Source organism: Vibrio sp. R12-SG2-ISO1 (assembly GCF_059834045.1).
This window is the reverse complement of sequence record NZ_JCBDGO010000016.1, coordinates 1-16,577: the sequence shown is the minus strand read 5'-3', so window position 1 is coordinate 16,577 and position 16,577 is coordinate 1. Positions and strand designations below refer to the sequence as shown.

General features: G+C 49.2%; 17 protein-coding genes. 4 read left to right on the top strand and 13 right to left on the bottom strand.

Annotation, left to right across the window (positions count from 1 at the left end; genetic code table 11):
• Window positions 1-54: 54 nt before the first annotated feature.
• Window positions 55-1,242 carry a sugar efflux transporter gene (locus AC6R10_RS11905; protein WP_334551577.1) on the bottom strand — a complete coding sequence of 396 codons (1,188 nt, stop codon included), beginning with the start codon at window positions 1,240-1,242 and terminating at the stop codon, window positions 55-57.
• A 195-nt stretch (window positions 1,243-1,437) separates the two neighbouring features.
• On the opposite strand from AC6R10_RS11905, the gene AC6R10_RS11900 reads away from it, so the two are divergent.
• Both AC6R10_RS11900 and AC6R10_RS11895 read left to right on the top strand, forming a co-directional pair.
• On the top strand, window positions 1,438-2,352 hold the full coding sequence (locus AC6R10_RS11900; protein WP_500672339.1) for a helix-turn-helix domain-containing protein: 915 nt from the start codon (window positions 1,438-1,440) through the stop codon (window positions 2,350-2,352).
• A 182-nt stretch (window positions 2,353-2,534) separates the two neighbouring features.
• On the top strand, window positions 2,535-3,542 hold the full coding sequence (locus tag AC6R10_RS11895) for a transporter (RefSeq protein ID WP_500672338.1): 1,008 nt from the start codon (window positions 2,535-2,537) through the stop codon (window positions 3,540-3,542).
• Here AC6R10_RS11895 and AC6R10_RS11890 read toward each other — a convergent pair.
• The 4 genes from AC6R10_RS11890 to AC6R10_RS11875 are packed head-to-tail and all read right to left on the bottom strand — an operon-like array spanning window position 3,539 to window position 6,114.
• On the bottom strand, window positions 3,539-4,147 hold the full coding sequence (locus AC6R10_RS11890; RefSeq protein WP_500632044.1) for a hypothetical protein: 609 nt from the start codon (window positions 4,145-4,147) through the stop codon (window positions 3,539-3,541). The two genes, AC6R10_RS11895 and AC6R10_RS11890, sit on opposite strands and share 4 nt — an antisense overlap.
• A gap of 16 nt (window positions 4,148-4,163) precedes the next feature.
• A complete protein-coding gene (locus AC6R10_RS11885) occupies window positions 4,164-4,844 on the bottom strand; it encodes a C39 family peptidase (protein WP_500629981.1) in 681 nt (226 codons plus the stop codon).
• A gap of 2 nt (window positions 4,845-4,846) precedes the next feature.
• On the bottom strand, window positions 4,847-5,173 hold the full coding sequence (locus AC6R10_RS11880; protein WP_334551568.1) for a carbon storage regulator: 327 nt from the start codon (window positions 5,171-5,173) through the stop codon (window positions 4,847-4,849).
• Window positions 5,174-5,196: 23 nt separating this feature from the next.
• Window positions 5,197-6,114: a hypothetical protein gene (locus tag AC6R10_RS11875; protein WP_500672337.1), complete on the bottom strand. Its 918-nt coding sequence runs from the start codon at window positions 6,112-6,114 to the stop codon at window positions 5,197-5,199.
• Between the two features lie 518 nt (window positions 6,115-6,632).
• On the opposite strand from AC6R10_RS11875, the gene AC6R10_RS11870 reads away from it, so the two are divergent.
• On the top strand, window positions 6,633-7,274 hold the full coding sequence (locus AC6R10_RS11870) for a helix-turn-helix transcriptional regulator (RefSeq protein WP_500672336.1): 642 nt from the start codon (window positions 6,633-6,635) through the stop codon (window positions 7,272-7,274).
• A gap of 31 nt (window positions 7,275-7,305) precedes the next feature.
• On the opposite strand, the gene AC6R10_RS11865 is transcribed toward AC6R10_RS11870, so the two are convergent.
• From AC6R10_RS11865 to kduI, 7 genes are all read right to left on the bottom strand, one after another.
• On the bottom strand, window positions 7,306-8,469 hold the full coding sequence (locus AC6R10_RS11865; RefSeq protein WP_500672335.1) for a transporter substrate-binding domain-containing protein: 1,164 nt from the start codon (window positions 8,467-8,469) through the stop codon (window positions 7,306-7,308).
• A 19-nt stretch (window positions 8,470-8,488) separates the two neighbouring features.
• Window positions 8,489-10,108, bottom strand: a complete 1,620-nt coding sequence (locus AC6R10_RS11860; protein WP_500672334.1) for a methyl-accepting chemotaxis protein — start codon at window positions 10,106-10,108, stop codon at window positions 8,489-8,491.
• 144 nt (window positions 10,109-10,252) lie between these two features.
• A complete protein-coding gene (locus AC6R10_RS11855) occupies window positions 10,253-11,023 on the bottom strand; it encodes an IclR family transcriptional regulator (RefSeq protein WP_487901622.1) in 771 nt (256 codons plus the stop codon).
• Between the two features lie 76 nt (window positions 11,024-11,099).
• A complete protein-coding gene (locus AC6R10_RS11850; RefSeq protein WP_500672333.1) occupies window positions 11,100-12,407 on the bottom strand; it encodes a TRAP transporter large permease in 1,308 nt (435 codons plus the stop codon).
• Between the two features lies 1 nt (window position 12,408).
• Entirely contained in the window at window positions 12,409-12,948 is a 540-nt protein-coding gene (locus tag AC6R10_RS11845) for a TRAP transporter small permease (protein WP_500629975.1), read from the bottom strand.
• A gap of 51 nt (window positions 12,949-12,999) precedes the next feature.
• Window positions 13,000-13,983, bottom strand: a complete 984-nt coding sequence (locus AC6R10_RS11840; RefSeq protein WP_334551556.1) for a TRAP transporter substrate-binding protein — start codon at window positions 13,981-13,983, stop codon at window positions 13,000-13,002.
• A gap of 45 nt (window positions 13,984-14,028) precedes the next feature.
• Window positions 14,029-14,871 carry a 5-dehydro-4-deoxy-D-glucuronate isomerase gene (gene kduI, locus AC6R10_RS11835; protein ID WP_500630009.1) on the bottom strand — a complete coding sequence of 281 codons (843 nt, stop codon included), beginning with the start codon at window positions 14,869-14,871 and terminating at the stop codon, window positions 14,029-14,031.
• 458 nt (window positions 14,872-15,329) lie between these two features.
• On the opposite strand from kduI, the gene AC6R10_RS11830 reads away from it, so the two are divergent.
• A complete protein-coding gene (locus AC6R10_RS11830) occupies window positions 15,330-15,749 on the top strand; it encodes a L,D-transpeptidase family protein (RefSeq protein WP_334552188.1) in 420 nt (139 codons plus the stop codon).
• 4 nt (window positions 15,750-15,753) lie between these two features.
• On the opposite strand, the gene yddG is transcribed toward AC6R10_RS11830, so the two are convergent.
• On the bottom strand, window positions 15,754-16,577 hold an 824-nt coding region (gene yddG / locus AC6R10_RS11825; protein WP_500672332.1), incomplete at its 5' end, for an aromatic amino acid DMT transporter YddG.

The window sequence follows — 16,577 nt, the reverse complement described above, 5'->3', positions numbered from 1 at the left end:
TCGAGGCGAACCTTAAGGTCAACGGTGACAGCGCCGTTGACCCAGCGTCCCCCATCAAGCGCTCGGCGCGTGACACTCGGGTTCTGCTTTGTGACTCATCATTTCAAACACCACCAGTAATAAGGCGGCGGTGATGGCCCCCGCTAAACAGAGATATAACGCGCTGTAATAGTTATACAGCTCGGCGACCACGCCCACCGCGAGGCTCGAAACAAGGGTACTGATGTTCAGCATGTTGGAGAACAGCGTCGATGCGGTGCCGAGGCGATCCTTCATCATGTCTTGCAATGCCACCATACCTAAGGTCGCGCATATCCCAATAAAGAAACCATTCAGCAATTGAGCAAACAGCATCACGCTAAATTGGGTTTCTACGAGCATCACCAAATAGAACAGCGCACCAGAGACAACCGCGGTCGTCATTACCCTTGTCGTACCAAATTTGTCCGCCATACGGCCGGCGGCCAGCATCACCGGAATCTCAAAGGCGGCCGCAGCCCCAAACAACAGCCCAAGCCAACTGGCATCGACCACCAACTCTTGAGAGAGGTAAAGCGGAATACTGATGATGTAGAGGTTATTCGCTGAAAAAGCGCACACCACGATCACGCAGTACAACAGCACACGTTTACCCAGAGGTTTATTGACGCGACTTGCTGAGCGCTCCTCTTGCGTGACCACATTCGAGGGGATCTGCTTGACGACCACCCAAATACCCAAGGCCACGATCACAGCCGAGACCGCAAACGAGGCGCTAAAGCCAAACTGAGCTTTGAGCATAAACGCTGCGGGTGGACCAAATACCCACGCAATCGCTAGACCCGCTCGCATGGTTGCAACAAAACGCGTGCTGTTATCGACATGACGGTCACCATACTCTCGGCCGAGAGCGAACAATTGACCAAACGAAGCGCCACTGACGCTGCCGAACAGTGTGACCACAGCAACCGCCAACCAGTAGTCACGAATCACAGTAAAGCTCGCCACGGTAATGAGGTAGCTGCTTAACGAGACGACTAAAATGGTTTTGCGATTCCAATGGCTGTCTGATCGTTTGGCGATCGCCGACGAGACCCATACCGAACTGCTGACCGCCACCACCATGTAGAGGCTCAACATCAATGGTGAAGCACCCAGTTCTTGCACAATGAAGAGACTCGATAATGGATAGAAAAACGCGCCGCACAAGCCGGTGACAAAAGTGGTAAATATAAAATAGAGTGCGGTTTTATCCCGGTACATGGCGGACTCCCCATCCAGACACATTGAGAACGAACACGGCGAATACGCCGCAAGCAATGCCCATCAGTCTACGCCGATCCTCCGCCGACAATGGTAGTATTCGAGCCAGGTTTGATACTATTCCTTCAACTTTATAATCATCTTTGACAGAAAAGCGTCATGTAGCTAGGCTAGTGACCAACCAAGGAGAACATTGTGAAGCCATTTAAAGAGCATGTACTGACAACCCCTAGCTTTGACTGGCTGGTGCGTGAATTTCGTTGCCGAGAGCACAACGATCAGTACGCCTGCTCATGGCACTATCACAGTGAGTATGAGTTAGTGATCTATCTCGATCCGCACTCGGTGTTTCAGGGTAACTATTACGCGGGTGATGCGATTGGCGAGATTGTGGATCATACTCTGCTGCTTTATGGTCCTGGGCTACCCCATATGCTCGCAGGCAAAAGTGTTGCCTCAGAGAACAGTGAGCAACACACGGTGATCATTTGGTTCTCACAGCACTGGGTGGATCAACTGCAACACTTAGTGCCCGAAGCGAGACACCTCTCTCGCTTGCTGAGCCAAGCTTCGCACGGGCTGCATTTTAGCCCTGAGATTGCCCAGAAAGTGGCCAACATCATGGAAGGGTGTATCCATCTGCCGCGCCATCACCAAGTGGTCAAAGTCATTGACGTGCTGCTCACGCTTGCCGACGATCTTAAGGCGACCAAACTCTGCACTTCACCATATCGCATTCAGCCTTTGTCCTCCCAGCACGACACGGATCGCCGCATTGAACTGGCCACGCATTACATTGAGCAACACTACGCACAAAGCATCACAATGGCCGCGTTGTGTCAAACACTGCACATGAGTGAAAGCTCCGCCTATCGATTGTTTGAAAAACACTATGGGGTAAGTTTCTCTGAGCATCTCAAGCAGTATCGCGTGGGCAAAGCCTGCGAGCTGCTAGCCAGTACTCGTCTGCCGATCGCCCTTGTTGCAGAGCGTACCGGCTTTAAAAACCTCTCCAACTTTAACCGTCAATTCAAAGGGGTTAAGGCGATAACGCCGAGCGAGTTTCGCCAACAGTTTACCTCTCCCTTAACGGTAAAATCCTCTCCCTAGCATGTTGTTGGCCTTAACTGTAGACGAAAAAGTATGAACACTCTCTCCTCCTTTTGCCTGCAACACGACACGTCTAACCGTCTCAGGGCTTGGAAGAGACACAACACAAACTTTCGTTCATAGCGGAGCCTCTCACCCTGTTCTATCTAATCAAGTACCTATGGATAGAAGAGGCTTACCCGATGTCCTTTCCCTTGACGAAATTCTCCCTAACAACCTTGACCCTACCCTGCTTAAGCGCATTGCTCTTGTCCAACACGACATTCGCGCAAGAAGAGGCGGCTCGACCGCTAACTGTGGGCGATGTGATCGCACGACCTGGCGTACTGACACCGAAAGGAAAACTCGCTTTTGACGCCTCACTCAGTTACACGCAAAACTCATCCAATAAAGTCTCTGTGGTTGGGTATACCGTGTTGCCGACGCTGATTGTTGGACGTATCGAGGTGAGTGATTCAGACAGAACCACCATTACCGCAGGGATGAGTGCGCGTTATGGACTCACCAACACAACAGAGTTGGAACTGCGCTTACCGTTTGTGTATCGAAACGATCAAATCTCTACCCGCCCAATCCAAGACGGTGCGCAAGACAACACGGTCAATATCACTCTAGATGGAGGGGGATTAGGCGATGTGGAGTTAGCGCTGCGCCATCAATTCAATGTCGACTCGACGCCTTACTGGATTGGCGGCCTAAGCGTCAAATCAGACAGCGGAAAGTCGCCCTATGACATCGAGATCGACGACACCACCAATACCTACAAAGAGGTCCCAACCGGATCCGGTTTTTGGAGCATTGAGCCCAGCCTTTCGATGATCTATCCGACCGACCCTGCCGTCCTCTTTACCAGTTTCAGCTACATTTACAATTTTGAAGATGACGTCAATGTAGGGGACAGCAGCAGTGCCGTAAAATTGGGTGATACCCTTTCATTAGGCGCGGGGATTGGCTTTTCAGTCAATCCTGATCTGTCGTTTTCGCTCGGCTTGAGCCACAAAACGATATTGAAAAGCACACTGGATGGCGAAGAAGCGGACGATGCCAAACTACTGCAACTGGATTCGATTAACTTTGGTGTCAACTACGCGTTTTCAAAGACATCGTCATTGAACGTCAACGCTCAGGCAGGCTTAACCGAAGACACCCCCGACTTCCAACTGACAGTGAGGGTGCCGTTCAGTTTCTAATATCCTCCGATCAATAAGGCATCTTGAAGCTTGGTGCGACTGCGAATCTGTTGCACTAAGCCGCTGACTTGGGCGTCAATATTGACAATCGTATCCACCCCCAACACACTGTGATCGAGTGTATTTTGAATCACATTAGTGATGCTTGCTGAGGTGATCGACGCCGATGTACTGTTGGTCACATCCAGTGAATTGACTAACGCCGCTGGGTTGACACTCACATCTCCTGCAATCTGATTGCCTTCGCCTACTTGAACAACATTCACCACATCGGTGACAGGCACCGCAGTCGTTGTAGTCGACGAGTCCGTTGGATTGGCTTGCCGGACTTTATAGTTCGCCGACTGCTTGAGCAGTTGACCGTTTTCAAACACCAAGTTGGCGATTTGCGTATTAAAGACCGATTGTCCATTAACACTGCTTCGTACACTCAAGCCTATATTGATGACGTAGTCTCTGTTGATTTGAAACCCTCCTCGATACAGAGCCAATCTCGATTGACTCATGGGTGTCAGTTGAACTTGCTGTATATCAATGGCATCAGCAAACACGGACATCGACGCCATGCTGGCTAATACTCCTATTACCACCTTTACCGTTTTCATAATGTCGCTCTAAAGGCTAGTATTCCCCGGCCTCTGGTAACGTGATCGAAAATACCCCGAGAGATTCTCGAGATACCCCTGTGCTTAATGGTGCGCTGTGATAAACCGCGAAGTGATCATCGGTAATAAACGAGGCCCTCCCCACTTCCGCTTTATTGCGAATCAGCAGGACAACACCTTGATAGTACTGTTCAAACTCTTCAAAGCTCATCATCATGGTGCCACGAGAAGGATCGCCTAAGATCACAGAATGTTGGTTCATTCCCTTTATGACCACAAAGTGAAGATAACCGTCAAAATTCACTAAGGTCACCCCAGGGACGCCTACCTGTTTCATTTTCTCCAAACTGATCTGAAATCCATCTGCGCGCAGCCCTTGAGCGTCAAGATACTGCTTCATATCCAGCAACGAAAAGCCTTGTTGCTCAATGAGGGCTTGATCCCCATTTGAGAACATCACTTCAAATATCTCTTGTTCGGCGGAAGGGGTTTGGTAGTGGTAAGTCAGAAGGGAAGCCAGCGCCGCAGAGCCACAACTAAAATCGTATTGTTGACGATGCACGTCACCAAACTGCAACTCCTTGTAGCTTTTTACGGGTACGCTGTACATTCCGCGCTGGGGGAGAAAATTGAGAGCTTGAGCAGAAGAACAGAGCATCGCTCCTACCCAAGCTAGAATTACGCACCAAAGTTTCATGGTCATTTCAGTGTTAAATTGACAACTGTTGAGTTTTGTATCAACACATTATTGCCAGTGTTTTGGACCACGCTCGTGATACCTGAGCTGTGCATGAGCGCACTGCTCGCGATCACGTTGTTCCCCGTGACACTGTTTGTCACCGCATTTCCTGCGTTGATACCATTTATCTCTGACGACGCAGTCACACTCTCGATGTCGATGTGATATTGGCCTCCACGGGAGCTGTCGAGTTGCTGCTCCGACAGCCCCGGTTGTTCCAATATCAACTCATCGGCATAAGCAGATAGCGTGCCCAACGTCATCAGGACGAATAGAGCTGTACGCATCGCTTTGCTCCTAGAGTGCGAACTTAATCGGTAAACACAGACGCGTTAGTGGATACAGACTGTTGGATCAATGAGTTTGAACCCGCATTCTGCGCCACAGTCACGATACCCGCTGCACTGCCAAAGCCATCCATACGATTGATGTTGTCTACGCTCACACGGCCTTTGTTTCCACCGGCACCGTAAACGACAGATACACCCGATACGCTACCGCCCAGTGTTGAGCTGGCCACAACCGTGTCGGAGTCGAGATCAATCTCATAGGTATTAGTGTAGGTATTGGCACTGTTGTTCCAAGTATTACTGTTATCACTGCCATCGTTGTAGCTGCCATTAGTACTGGAATTGGTGTTACCACTGGCGACCGTTGCAGTATTACCACTATCGTCAACACTGTTGTCGATATCAGTATTCGCCTCGGTATACGTAGCAGTGTTACCACTGTCGTCAACACTGTTATCCGTCATGGTGTTACCACTCGCTAAATTCGCCGTATTTCCACTATTGGCCACACTGTTGTCAGTATCGGTGTTCGCTTCGGTATACGTCGCTGTGTTACCACTATCGTCAACGCTGTTATCCGTCATGGTGTTGCCGCTGGCTAAATTCGCCGTATTCCCACTGTTGGCCACACTGTTGTCAGTATCGGTGTTCGCTTCGGTATACGTCGCTGTGTTACCACTATCGTCAACGCTGTTGTCCGTCATGGTGTTGCCGCTGGCTAAATTCGCCGTATTCCCACTGTTGGCCACACTGTTGTCGGTATCATTGTCATACACCGTTTGCGTTTGCGTCACGGTGTTGGCACTGTCGTCCCAGTTGTTACTTGAATCTGTATTGTGACTTAGAAAGTCGTCACTGTTATTGTTATCGGCCCACGCAATACCACTCACAAATAGCGCTGACATCGCGACAGCAATACCGGTTTTTTGAAGATTCATAATGTGCACTCCATTAAGTTGACTGATTGTTCCTCGCCCTAAGGCAAGCTCAGTATAGGGGGTGCGCAATTTGGCATTGTCTCACCGCTAAGACTGTCTAAAGCCAGACAGCAGCAACTTAGGGAATACTTATCACTGATGGATTTTTTAATATTGAAAAACAGTGTCTTATAGCGTACTGCTGACTGAAGTATGAAAGAAGATGACTATTTTGGCGGGAAAAAGTATGACGTGTTTGCGGCTAATTTCAGTCTTGCACCCTCAAACACTCATGATGAAAGGTAAAGTCAGAGCAAAGTTAACTCTCTGATTTAAAATCATAAAATAGCATTTCGCCTACACGCTTAGTTTATATACCGCCGATCATGTTGAAACTAAAGGTCACCGCCCTAATCCGCTTCTAGTCTCTCTTTATGATTTTACGCAGTCATACTGGGCGCTGGCGTATACTTACCCCTATTGAAAGGACGATGTTTAGAGGCTTTCGACGTTCATTTTGTTGCCAGGATGGGAAACCCATGGATACCTATACACTGATGCTCCTGACGCAAAAAAATTTGCAAAGTAGCTTAATTCAACAACAGCTCTCAACCATCAAGAATGTCAGTGTTGAGAGCTGCGCTCCAGAGCAATTGGTCGAGCTTTCCGGTAAGCGCAAAGTGGATCTGGTCGTGGTGGATTACGCCTACTTGGACGATATGTTACGTGAAGACGTCCTGCCTGACTTCGAGTTGCTCGGATTTGGTTTGCTGGTTCACAACGTACCGGAGGAGGCGCAAAATTTTACCTTCGTGCGTTGGAAGTTTCTGCGTGGCCTGCTCCTTCAATCCGCTTCGGTCGACCACTTAACACAGAGTGTGAAATACATTTTGTCTGGTGGATTGTGGCTGCCCAGAAAATGCCTAGAACGCACCGTGCTCCACTATCGAGATCCGGACACCGTCCAACACGACTACTACGCCAACTTGACCTGCCGAGAGAAGCAGATTCTAGATTTAATCTATCATGGCAAATCTAACCAGCAGATCGCCAACCAACTCTATCTCGCTGAAAGTACGGTCAAAAGCCACATCTACAAACTGTATAAAAAGCTGCATGTACACAAGCGAAAAGAGGCGGCGCAGGTCGTCCGAGCGGTCCAAAACGCCACGGGGCTTTAATTCAATGTGTGTGATTGAGCTTGGAACTTAATCATTTTGCTTGGTCGTTTTGAAAGAATCGCTCCAGATTCACGCCCACCGTCATACCGCCGATAAATCGCCCTGTTTGGCTGTCGCGGATAGGAACACTGATTTGGGTTTGAAACAGATTGGTCGAAGGATCGTACTGAATGTCGTCAATAAACATGTCAATGCCGTTCAAGAGCCTCAAGTATTTGGGCTCATCGCCTTGCCACAAGTCTGATGTCACCACACTTTGCCCTACGTTATAGCCTTGAGCATCAAAAACCATGATTTCGGAGAAGATCTCTTGGCTTTGTTGCTGAACTTGAATCAGATGTTGTGAGAGCGCATTGCCCATCAAGGCATCAAAATTGTTTTTCATTTGTCTGTGCTGAGGATCTTTATTCGCTATCGCGACGCCATCACTGACCAACGCACTTTTCGCCAAAGGCACAATATCTTGCATGGCGAACTGCTTAAGCACTTGCTCCTCCTTATCATTCAGCGAATAGGAAACACTCGAACAGACAGGAATATAGCTGTTGAACCTTGCCATGAAGCCTTCATTTTCGTTGACGAACTCATTATTAAAGTAAATGCCCAATGCAGAGAATTTCAAAAACTGCAAGTTAAGCTGCGACACTCTGTCCATCGGATAAGAGCCGGAGGCAATTTCACTGTTGAACGCATTCAGGTCGATGGCGATCACCTCGATGCGATTTTTCAGTAGCAAGTTGATCAATTGTGCGGAATCCTTGGCGCGGATGATGGGGGTGTACAGAGTTTGGCCTGATAGCCAAGCATCTTGAGCACTGCCATGCACCACGCCGAGTTTGTCAAAATTGACGGTGTCACCGCTGTACACCCAATACCACTTTTCCAGTACTAGAGGGTGCGTCAAGGTCGCATTACCAGAGAGCTCTGAGTTATAGGTTGAAGAGAAAAAGCCATCCACACCGCCAGTTTTCAACGACTGACTGGCGCGCTTCCACGGTGAGAGTTGGATACGGTAATCCATGTCCATATTTTCTAAAATACACTTGACCGTGTCCACCACAGTGCCATGTAGCTCGCCATTATCAAAGCTTTGATAAGGTTTAGAAATTTCCGTATAAAGCTCAACAGGATTGGCCCATGTCTTTACCCAAGGGATCAACAGGAGCCACCACACTGCGACTAAACGCGCCATCATCACTCTCCTTGCTTATGGGTTATCTCACCACAAACTGATTGACGTCACGGCTCAGCCCGCTCGATAGCTCCATGACATTTTGCGCGACTTGATGGATACGCTCTGACAAGGCTTTGCTGCTCTGATTCTGATCATTGAGGCTGACAAGGTTAGTGTTGATCTCTTCAGAGGTGGTGCTTTGTTCCTCCGTCGCGGCGGCAATTTGGGTCGCCATGTCACTGACATCAATGGTGGCTTGATGAATCTCGGTAAAGAGCGTTTGAATTTTCTCCGCCGCTTCGACTGAACTGCGTACTTTATCATTCCCCACGCGAATCGATGACACGGCGTTTTGCACACCCACCTGCAAGGAGTCGATCATCTTCTGAATCTCCTCAGTAGATTGTTGGGTTTTGCTTGCCAATGAGCGAACTTCATCCGCTACCACGGCAAAGCCGCGTCCTTGCTCACCCGCTCGTGCTGCTTCGATGGCCGCGTTAAGCGCCAGCAGATTAGTCTGCTCTGCGATGTTACGAATCACATCCAATACTGAGACGATGTTTTGCGATTCGGTCGACAGGTTTTCGATAACATTATTGGCATCGGTAATCGCATCAGACAACTCATGCGTGCCACGTACCGACCCCTCAATCAAGGCTTGGCCATCTTGCGTCACTTTCGCGGTCGATTCCGACATTCTTGCCGCTTTGTCCGAATACTCCGCGACCTCTTTTACCGAGACGCTGAACTGATTAACAGCGGTGGCGATCATATCGATACCACGACTGATCTCTTCGTTCACCACCTGCGCCTGTGAGTAGCTCTGGTTGAGCTCATCAGCCGTATGATTAAGATTATTGGTGTTATCGTAAATACCAATAATGATGCCCTGCAGTTTGCTGACAAAGGTATCAAAGGTGCCGGCCAGCAGCCCGAGTTCGTCTTTGCGTTTAGAGTCGATACGTTGTGTGAGATCCCCGTCACCTTGCGAGATTTCACCCACACGAGAGGTCAATTGGCGCATACCGTCGACCAATAGTTTGGGGACAAAGAATGTCAGTACAGACGAGAGCACACCGACGAAAATGACGAAAAGAAGAAGATTGCGGTGATTCACATCCATGCGTGCATTGAGCACATCGACGGTTTGCTTTGCTTGTGCATCGAGCGCTTCACCGGCGACGTCATAGAAATCTCTTAACGTGGAAAAGTGCGCGCTGTTATCACCACTGAGCAATTCGGAAGCCCGTTGTATCTCCCCTTTGTCACGCAGCGCAATAACTTCAAGAGAGGAGCTTTTCCAGAGGTCAAACGCTTGTTGGTAGCCTTTAAGCTTCGCCAATATTGCCTGTTCCTCTTTCATATACCCGAGATAGTTGTTCATTCTATCCAGTGCTTGCTGTGCGTTTTCTTCAAAATCAGCAAGGTCATCCTCAGTGCCATTGGCCGTGATGTAACTCATTTGCGCCACTCTGGCTTGGTATAAATCTCGGTCAGCATTGAGGATATCGGACAGCGCAGGCATATAAGTTTGGCCAAACAAACCCAGGCCATTATTGAGTGCGGAGGAGATGGTACTAAAGGTGACAAACACCACCACCAAGGAGACCACCAGCAAACCCAGTGCGGAAGATAGTTTTAAACGGATACTTTTTGACATGGCTGAGAGCATACTCCCTCCTAAGCTCGAATGAGTAGACAACTACTCATTTGAAGTTAGTTCAGAATGTGACCACCCTCAACCTAAGTGATAGGAAATAATGGGCAAATAACCCACAAGTTGTACCAGTTGCGTCAAGGCTACTTAGTTATTGAGACGCATACTCAATTGAACGGCTACCTGCTCCAGTTCTTGACGGGTTTGCTCGATGTCTTCGATGTGATGATGAACAGTGCGCGAGTTCAAGGTCATGTAAGGGACTGTCATCACCGCCATCAGTTCGCCTAAGGCACCAAAAATTGGATAGCTGATGTTGGTAACGCCAGAAATTTGCGGACTGGCGCCGACGAAGTAGCCGTCTCGCTGCGTTTTCTCGATGTTCGCTAACGCGTGTTCAATTTCAGCGGACGTCGCATCGGTTTGCGCAAGGATTTTGTCGCGCTGAGCTTGCTCGGTAAAACTGAGCAGCACGATGCCCGAGCCCGATGAGCAGATATCTAGCGTTGCCCCTAAGCGTAAGCCAAAGCCCATTTTATAAGGGCTTTCCTGCACACTGATCACCACGAGCTCACCATGCTTGTATTGGCTTAAGTGGCAAGATTGGTTCACCTTCAAACACAGATCTTCCATCATAGGCACCGCACGCTTGAGCATCTGCGCAATGGGAGGATGTTGGTTGGACAGCACAAACATTCTTAGGCTGAGCGAATATGCCGATTGTTCAGCGTCGAGCTCAATGTACTGCCGCTCCACTAGCACCGACAACATGCGAAAAATTTCACTGACACTGCGATCGAGTTTTTCCGCAATTTGCTTTTTACTCAGCGCCACCGGAGACGCGGCAAGAAGCTCCAAAATGTCGAGCCCTTTCTCAAGTGCGGGCGCGCGATATTCAGTTTTTTTAATGTTGCTCATGATCGATAGAGGCTGCCATAGAGAAGTCTCAGTATGACAGCCAATTTAGGTCCTTTAAAGTAGGTTAACGCCTTGATTAACGGATCAATCCCATCCACTGAGGAATCGTCAAGGAAATCGCAGGAATGTAGGTGACGAGCATCAACACACCAAAGATCATCACAAAGAATGGCAACAAGGTGCGAATCACACTATCAATGCTGATGCCACTGACCTTACAACCGGTAAACAGAATCGGCCCTACCGGCGGCGTAATGGTGCCAAGCGATAAGTTAAACACCAACAAGATACCAAATTGCACCGGATCCATACCCAGAGAAGTACAGATAGGTAGGAAAATCGGTGTGAAGATAAGCACCGCCGGCGTCGGGTCCATAAAGGTGCCGACAAACAGCAACACCAAGTTGATGATCAGCAAGATCATGAATGGGTTGTCAGTCAATGAGAGCAGCGAGTCTGCAATCATACCCGGAATCTGGGTAAACGCCATGACCCAAGACATGATCGACGAGGTCGCCAACATGAAAATCACAATCGCTGACATTTTCGCCGTACTGAGGAAAATCTGCGGCAACTCACTGAATTTCAACGAACGATAGCACGACGTCAAAAAGAGTGAATAGACCACGGCAATCGCCGACGCTTCGGTTGCGGTAAATACGCCGCCAAGAATGCCGCCAATCACCACCAAAACCAAGGTTAAGCTTGGTACCGCTTGAATCGTGACCGAGAAACACTCTTTCAACGTCATGCTATGTTTGGCGATATAGCCACGGCGTTTTGCCATAAAGCCGGCGATGATCATCACGCTCAAGCCCCACAAAATACCGGGCACGTAACCACCGACAAACAGCGCCGAGACCGATACGCTACCGGCAACCGTCGCGTAGACAATCAAGGTGTTGCTGGGTGGAATCAACATTCCCGTCGGCGCGGAAGCAATATTTACCGCGGTACTAAAGGCTGGGTCGTAGCCCTCTTTCTTCTGAATTGGCGACATAATGCCACCAACCGCCGCCGCGGATGCCACGCCAGAGCCGCTGATAGAGCCAAACAGCATGTTGGAGACCACATTGGTCTGCGCCAGTGAACCAGGGAAGAAGCCGCTGACGATTTTAGAAAAGTTAATCAGCCGTATTGCTATGCCACCATTGTTCATGATGTTACCGGCCAAAATGAAAAACGGAATAGCGAGCAGCGCGAAGGAATCAAGCCCGACGAACATACGCTGCGCTGAGGTCGTCATTGCCCCTTGAAACGGAAGAATGACCGTCATCGCGGCAAAAGAGGCCGCGCCGACACTGATGGCGATCGGCGCACCGATAATCAGCAAGACGATCGCCCCAACAAACATCACCAGTGAGGCGGTAAGAGCCATATCCATATTACACCTCGCTTGAAGCTTTGCTGTGTTTGAGAGCTTTGAATTGATGGATCAGATTCAATTCGTTATAGAGGAAATAAAACAGAATCAATCCTCCAGAAATCGGGATGGCCGCGTAGATGACACCCATCGGGATTTGCAGTGCCGAGTCTAACTGCCACATTTGGCGTACTGCACTGTTGTAACCACCGATGATCATGATCGCGTAGGCAAAACTGACCGTCACCAACTCGATGAACATCTCCACCAACACGCGCACTTTGTCATTGAACTTGTCACGGATAAAGGTGATGGCCATATGCTCACGTAGTCCAAAGACGTACGCACTGCCAAATAAAATCAGCCAAATGAAGAGATAGCGCGACAGCACTTCACTCACCGCACTTGGGCTATTGAATAGATAGCGTGAGGCAACCTGATAGGTGACCAAGGCGGTCATGGTGCCCACAATCAGAATCAAAAACAGGGACAGCACTTTGTCCACCCACTGTTTTAAGGTTGTCATGGCTGACAACAAGGTTTGAAATACGGTTTTTTGCATAATGAAGATCCGACAAGGAGCCAGCACCGCGCTGGCCCCTTACTCTTGAACTTATTTTAAAGCGGCGATTTTTTCGAACAGCTTCTTCTGAGCTGGAGACTCAGTGAGCGCCTGCTGAAGCGGTTGACAGCTCTCTTGGAATGGCGTGATGTCGACTTCATTGAAGGTCGCACCGTGCGATTTCGCGGTCTCCATTGCCGTGCTGATGCGATCATTCCATAGCTTAAACTGCGCTGGCGTGCTCTCTTTCGCTAGGCGGCGCAGTGTCGCTTGGTCTTCTTTTGACATCGTATCCACAAAGTAGCTGCTCACCACAACCAGATCGGGCACCATCAAATGACGGGTTGATGAGAAGTAAGGTGCCACTTCGTACTGCTTAAGATCCGCATAAGTGATCTCGTTGTTTTCCGCGCCATCCAATACGCCTTGTTGAATCGCGGTGTACACTTCACCTTGACTCATAGGTACGCCCGTACCGCCCATGCACGACAGCATCTTAATCATGGTTTCAGACTGCATTACACGAATCTTGTTGCCTTTCATGTCCGAGACGTTTTCAACCGGCGCATTTTTGGTGTACATGCTGCGAGCGCCTGCGGTGTACGCCGTCAAGACTTCAAAACCAAAGCGTTTGGTAGAGGCAAACAACTCATCCAACTCGCCCGAAGTAAATACCGCCTCTTGGTGCGCTGGACCAGAGTAGACATACGGCATACCAATCACACGGTAGGTCGCGTCGTAGTTTTCAATCAGTGGGTTGGCGACAACCGCCATTTGAATCGCGCCATTTTGCACCAACTCAAGTGCGGCACGTTGGTCGCCAAGCAGTTCATTTGGGTAAATAGACAGTTTGTAACGGCCGTCCGTTTGCTCGTTGAGTTTTTTGCCAAACTCTTGCAATGCGATGTATTGCGGATGATTGTCTGACTGGTTAAACGCCGCTTTGATTTCAGTTGCCGCTTGAGCCATAGAAACGGTGCCTAGGCCAACGCTGACCAAAGCAGATAGAGCCGTCATTTTCAGTACTTTTTTCATCACAGTAGTCCTTGTCAATGTGTAGGGTAATGTCGTTATTGGTTGTTATCGGATGGCGGTCATGTCCACGAAATCCATGTCATCAAAGGTCTGGTTTTCGCCCAACATGCCCCAGACAAAACTGTAGTTACTGGTCCCACAACCTGAGTGAATTGACCAACTCGGAGATAGCACTAACTGTTTGTCACGTACGACGATGTGTCGTGTTTCTTGCGGCTCTCCCATGAAATGGAAAACCACTTGATTCGGTTGAACGTTGAAATAGAGGTAAGCCTCCATACGGCGTTCGTGAGTGTGCGCAGGCATAGTGTTCCACACACTGCCCGGTGCAAGATGCGTCACGCCCATGCACAGTTGGCAGGTCGGCAGCACATCTGGGTGCAAGTATTGATTGATCACTCGCAGGTTAGCGGTGTCGTTTGAGCCAAGCTCGACCACTTTCGCTTGTTCACGGGTGATCAAACGCGATGGGTAACCATGATGTGCAGGCGCACTTAAGCAGTAAAGATACGGTTTGTGCGCACTCTCTTCAGAGTGGAAACGGATATTGCGCACCCCTTTACCTAGGTAAAGGGCATCGAGCGGCTCAAGTCGATAGATCTCTTCCGAGGTGTGGACTTCAATCGCCCCTTCTCCCAAGTTGACCATGCCCAGTTCGCGGCGCTGCAAGAAATAATCGGTGCCGAATACGCCATTGTCGATGTACTCATCCAAAGAAAGTGGTTGAGTCGTAGGGCACACACCCAGTGCGACCACACGATCGATATGGCTGTAAAGCAAGGTAATCGAGTCTTCGGCAAACAACTGTTCATTTAAGAATTCTGCGCGTAAGCGATCCGTATCGTAGTGCTTCGCATCGAGCGGATTGCTGTTGTAATTGGTAAACATCATTCTCTCCTTTGTGTTGGCAGTAAGTGTATCTTTAATTCATATATGATCAATATCGTTCAAATATAATCAAAAACGAATTGAGATCTTCACCCGCTACCTAACCTCTAAAGGGAAATTTTGTGTGATGTTGGCCATCATTTTTTGCCAAAAACACGCCAAAAATTAGACATTGAAACAATTTATCTCATTTTTATGAACCATTGTTTTAATATCAATCATTTATCATTCAAGACCGAACTTAGGCGCAATGCGCAGCCCAAAAGAGACAAGCGGATCGCACTGGGCAGCGGTTGTCGTTATACTACTTTGGTTGAGAATGATGCAGCTTGGAGAGAAGGGTTTTGAAGGGGTTACCACAGCGTGCGCTGACGATTGCAGCGCTTTGTTTTATTACGAGTGTATGGGGAAGCCCTGAGAGCCTCGCCGCCGACTCTGATGCCTTTAGTCAACCCCGAGTGGATTTGATCCAAGTCGATAAATCAAAACGACGTATGTACCTACTGTCTAACAACGAAGTGGTTCGAGAGTTTCGCATCGCTCTGGGTAAAGCGCCCAAAGGACACAAAACACAAGAGGGTGATCAAAAAACGCCCGAAGGACGCTACTACTTGGATTTTGTGATGGAAGATTCTGAGTTCTACCGTTCCATCCACATCAGTTATCCGAACCAAGCGGATCTCGAATACGCCAGTGCGTTGAATGTGTCGCCGGGCGGAGACATTAAAATTCACGGTTTGAGAAATGGCGAGCAAAGGCCCGCCAACTATGTGCAGAGTTTCGATTGGACGAATGGATGCATTGCTCTCAGCAACCCTGAAATGGATGAATTACTCAGCCTAGTGGAAACGGGAACCCCAATCGACATTCACTGGTGAGCCGCTAAGAGTTGACCTCTTTTAGTGTCGACGTTTTGCGCGTTTCTCGAGTCACCCACCAGCAAATCAACGAGCCAATGGTGACCATCGCCACTCCTTGAAGAAAACTGTGAGTGATCGCCACCCCTAGCAACCATGACGAGATAACGGTCGCGATGATGGGAGTAAAGTACGACAAGGTCGCCAGAAACACCATGTTGCCGCCAATAATCGCGTAATTCCACAGCGCATACCCCGCCCCCATCGTTACGCCGGCAAGTAACAAAATCGCGCCAGATTCCATCGTCAACACTTCACTCAAAGGCAGAGCGCTGTTCTCTGTGAACAGTGCCGCTTTGATCCATAAGGTGATCGCCGTGAGAATAAAAAACAACGTGATGGCGTTTTGCCCTCGCGCCAGGGTTTTGGTTAGGTTGCAATATAGTGCCCATAAAAAGGCTCCGATGAAGGCCATCGAATACGTCGCTGGGTTCGTGGCGACATTGGCTGCAATTTGGCTGACAGAAAGACCGGCATCGCCAGTGATGCTCCACGCCACGCCAACAAACGCGAGTGCAATACTTGGGTACACCAGCCAACTGGCCCGTTTCGGGCTCAACAGCAGAGCCATCAGTACAGTGAGTGCTGGCCAAAGATAGTTTATCACCAACATTTCAATCGCTTGCATGCGCGAGTTAGCCATGCCCAGCGCTAAAGCGAGACAAATCTCATAAGCGACAAACAGCCCTCCGCCAATGAGCACATACCGCCAAGAGTACTGGCGCCACTTTGGCCGCCCCATCACCAGCAGCAAAAACAACGACGCCACGCTGTACATCGCTGCAGCCC

What these genes read in the sequence shown, in the direction of transcription:
- AC6R10_RS11905 (WP_334551577.1), bottom strand. Translation starts at nt 1,242, where the DNA reads ATGTACCGGGATAAAACCGCACTCTATTTTATATTTACCACTTTTGTC.
- AC6R10_RS11875 (WP_500672337.1), bottom strand. Translation starts at nt 6,114, where the DNA reads ATGAATCTTCAAAAAACCGGTATTGCTGTCGCGATGTCAGCGCTATTT.
- AC6R10_RS11840 (WP_334551556.1), bottom strand. Translation starts at nt 13,983, where the DNA reads ATGAAAAAAGTACTGAAAATGACGGCTCTATCTGCTTTGGTCAGCGTT.
- kduI (WP_500630009.1), bottom strand. Translation starts at nt 14,871, where the DNA reads ATGTTTACCAATTACAACAGCAATCCGCTCGATGCGAAGCACTACGAT.
- AC6R10_RS11870 (WP_500672336.1), top strand. Translation starts at nt 6,633, where the DNA reads ATGGATACCTATACACTGATGCTCCTGACGCAAAAAAATTTGCAAAGT.
- AC6R10_RS11865 (WP_500672335.1), bottom strand. Translation starts at nt 8,469, where the DNA reads ATGATGGCGCGTTTAGTCGCAGTGTGGTGGCTCCTGTTGATCCCTTGG.
- AC6R10_RS11845 (WP_500629975.1), bottom strand. Translation starts at nt 12,948, where the DNA reads ATGCAAAAAACCGTATTTCAAACCTTGTTGTCAGCCATGACAACCTTA.
- AC6R10_RS11885 (WP_500629981.1), bottom strand. Translation starts at nt 4,844, where the DNA reads ATGAAACTTTGGTGCGTAATTCTAGCTTGGGTAGGAGCGATGCTCTGT.
- AC6R10_RS11890 (WP_500632044.1), bottom strand. Translation starts at nt 4,147, where the DNA reads ATGAAAACGGTAAAGGTGGTAATAGGAGTATTAGCCAGCATGGCGTCG.
- AC6R10_RS11880 (WP_334551568.1), bottom strand. Translation starts at nt 5,173, where the DNA reads ATGCGTACAGCTCTATTCGTCCTGATGACGTTGGGCACGCTATCTGCT.
- AC6R10_RS11860 (WP_500672334.1), bottom strand. Translation starts at nt 10,108, where the DNA reads ATGTCAAAAAGTATCCGTTTAAAACTATCTTCCGCACTGGGTTTGCTG.
- AC6R10_RS11850 (WP_500672333.1), bottom strand. Translation starts at nt 12,407, where the DNA reads ATGGATATGGCTCTTACCGCCTCACTGGTGATGTTTGTTGGGGCGATC.
- AC6R10_RS11895 (WP_500672338.1), top strand. Translation starts at nt 2,535, where the DNA reads ATGTCCTTTCCCTTGACGAAATTCTCCCTAACAACCTTGACCCTACCC.
- AC6R10_RS11855 (WP_487901622.1), bottom strand. Translation starts at nt 11,023, where the DNA reads ATGAGCAACATTAAAAAAACTGAATATCGCGCGCCCGCACTTGAGAAA.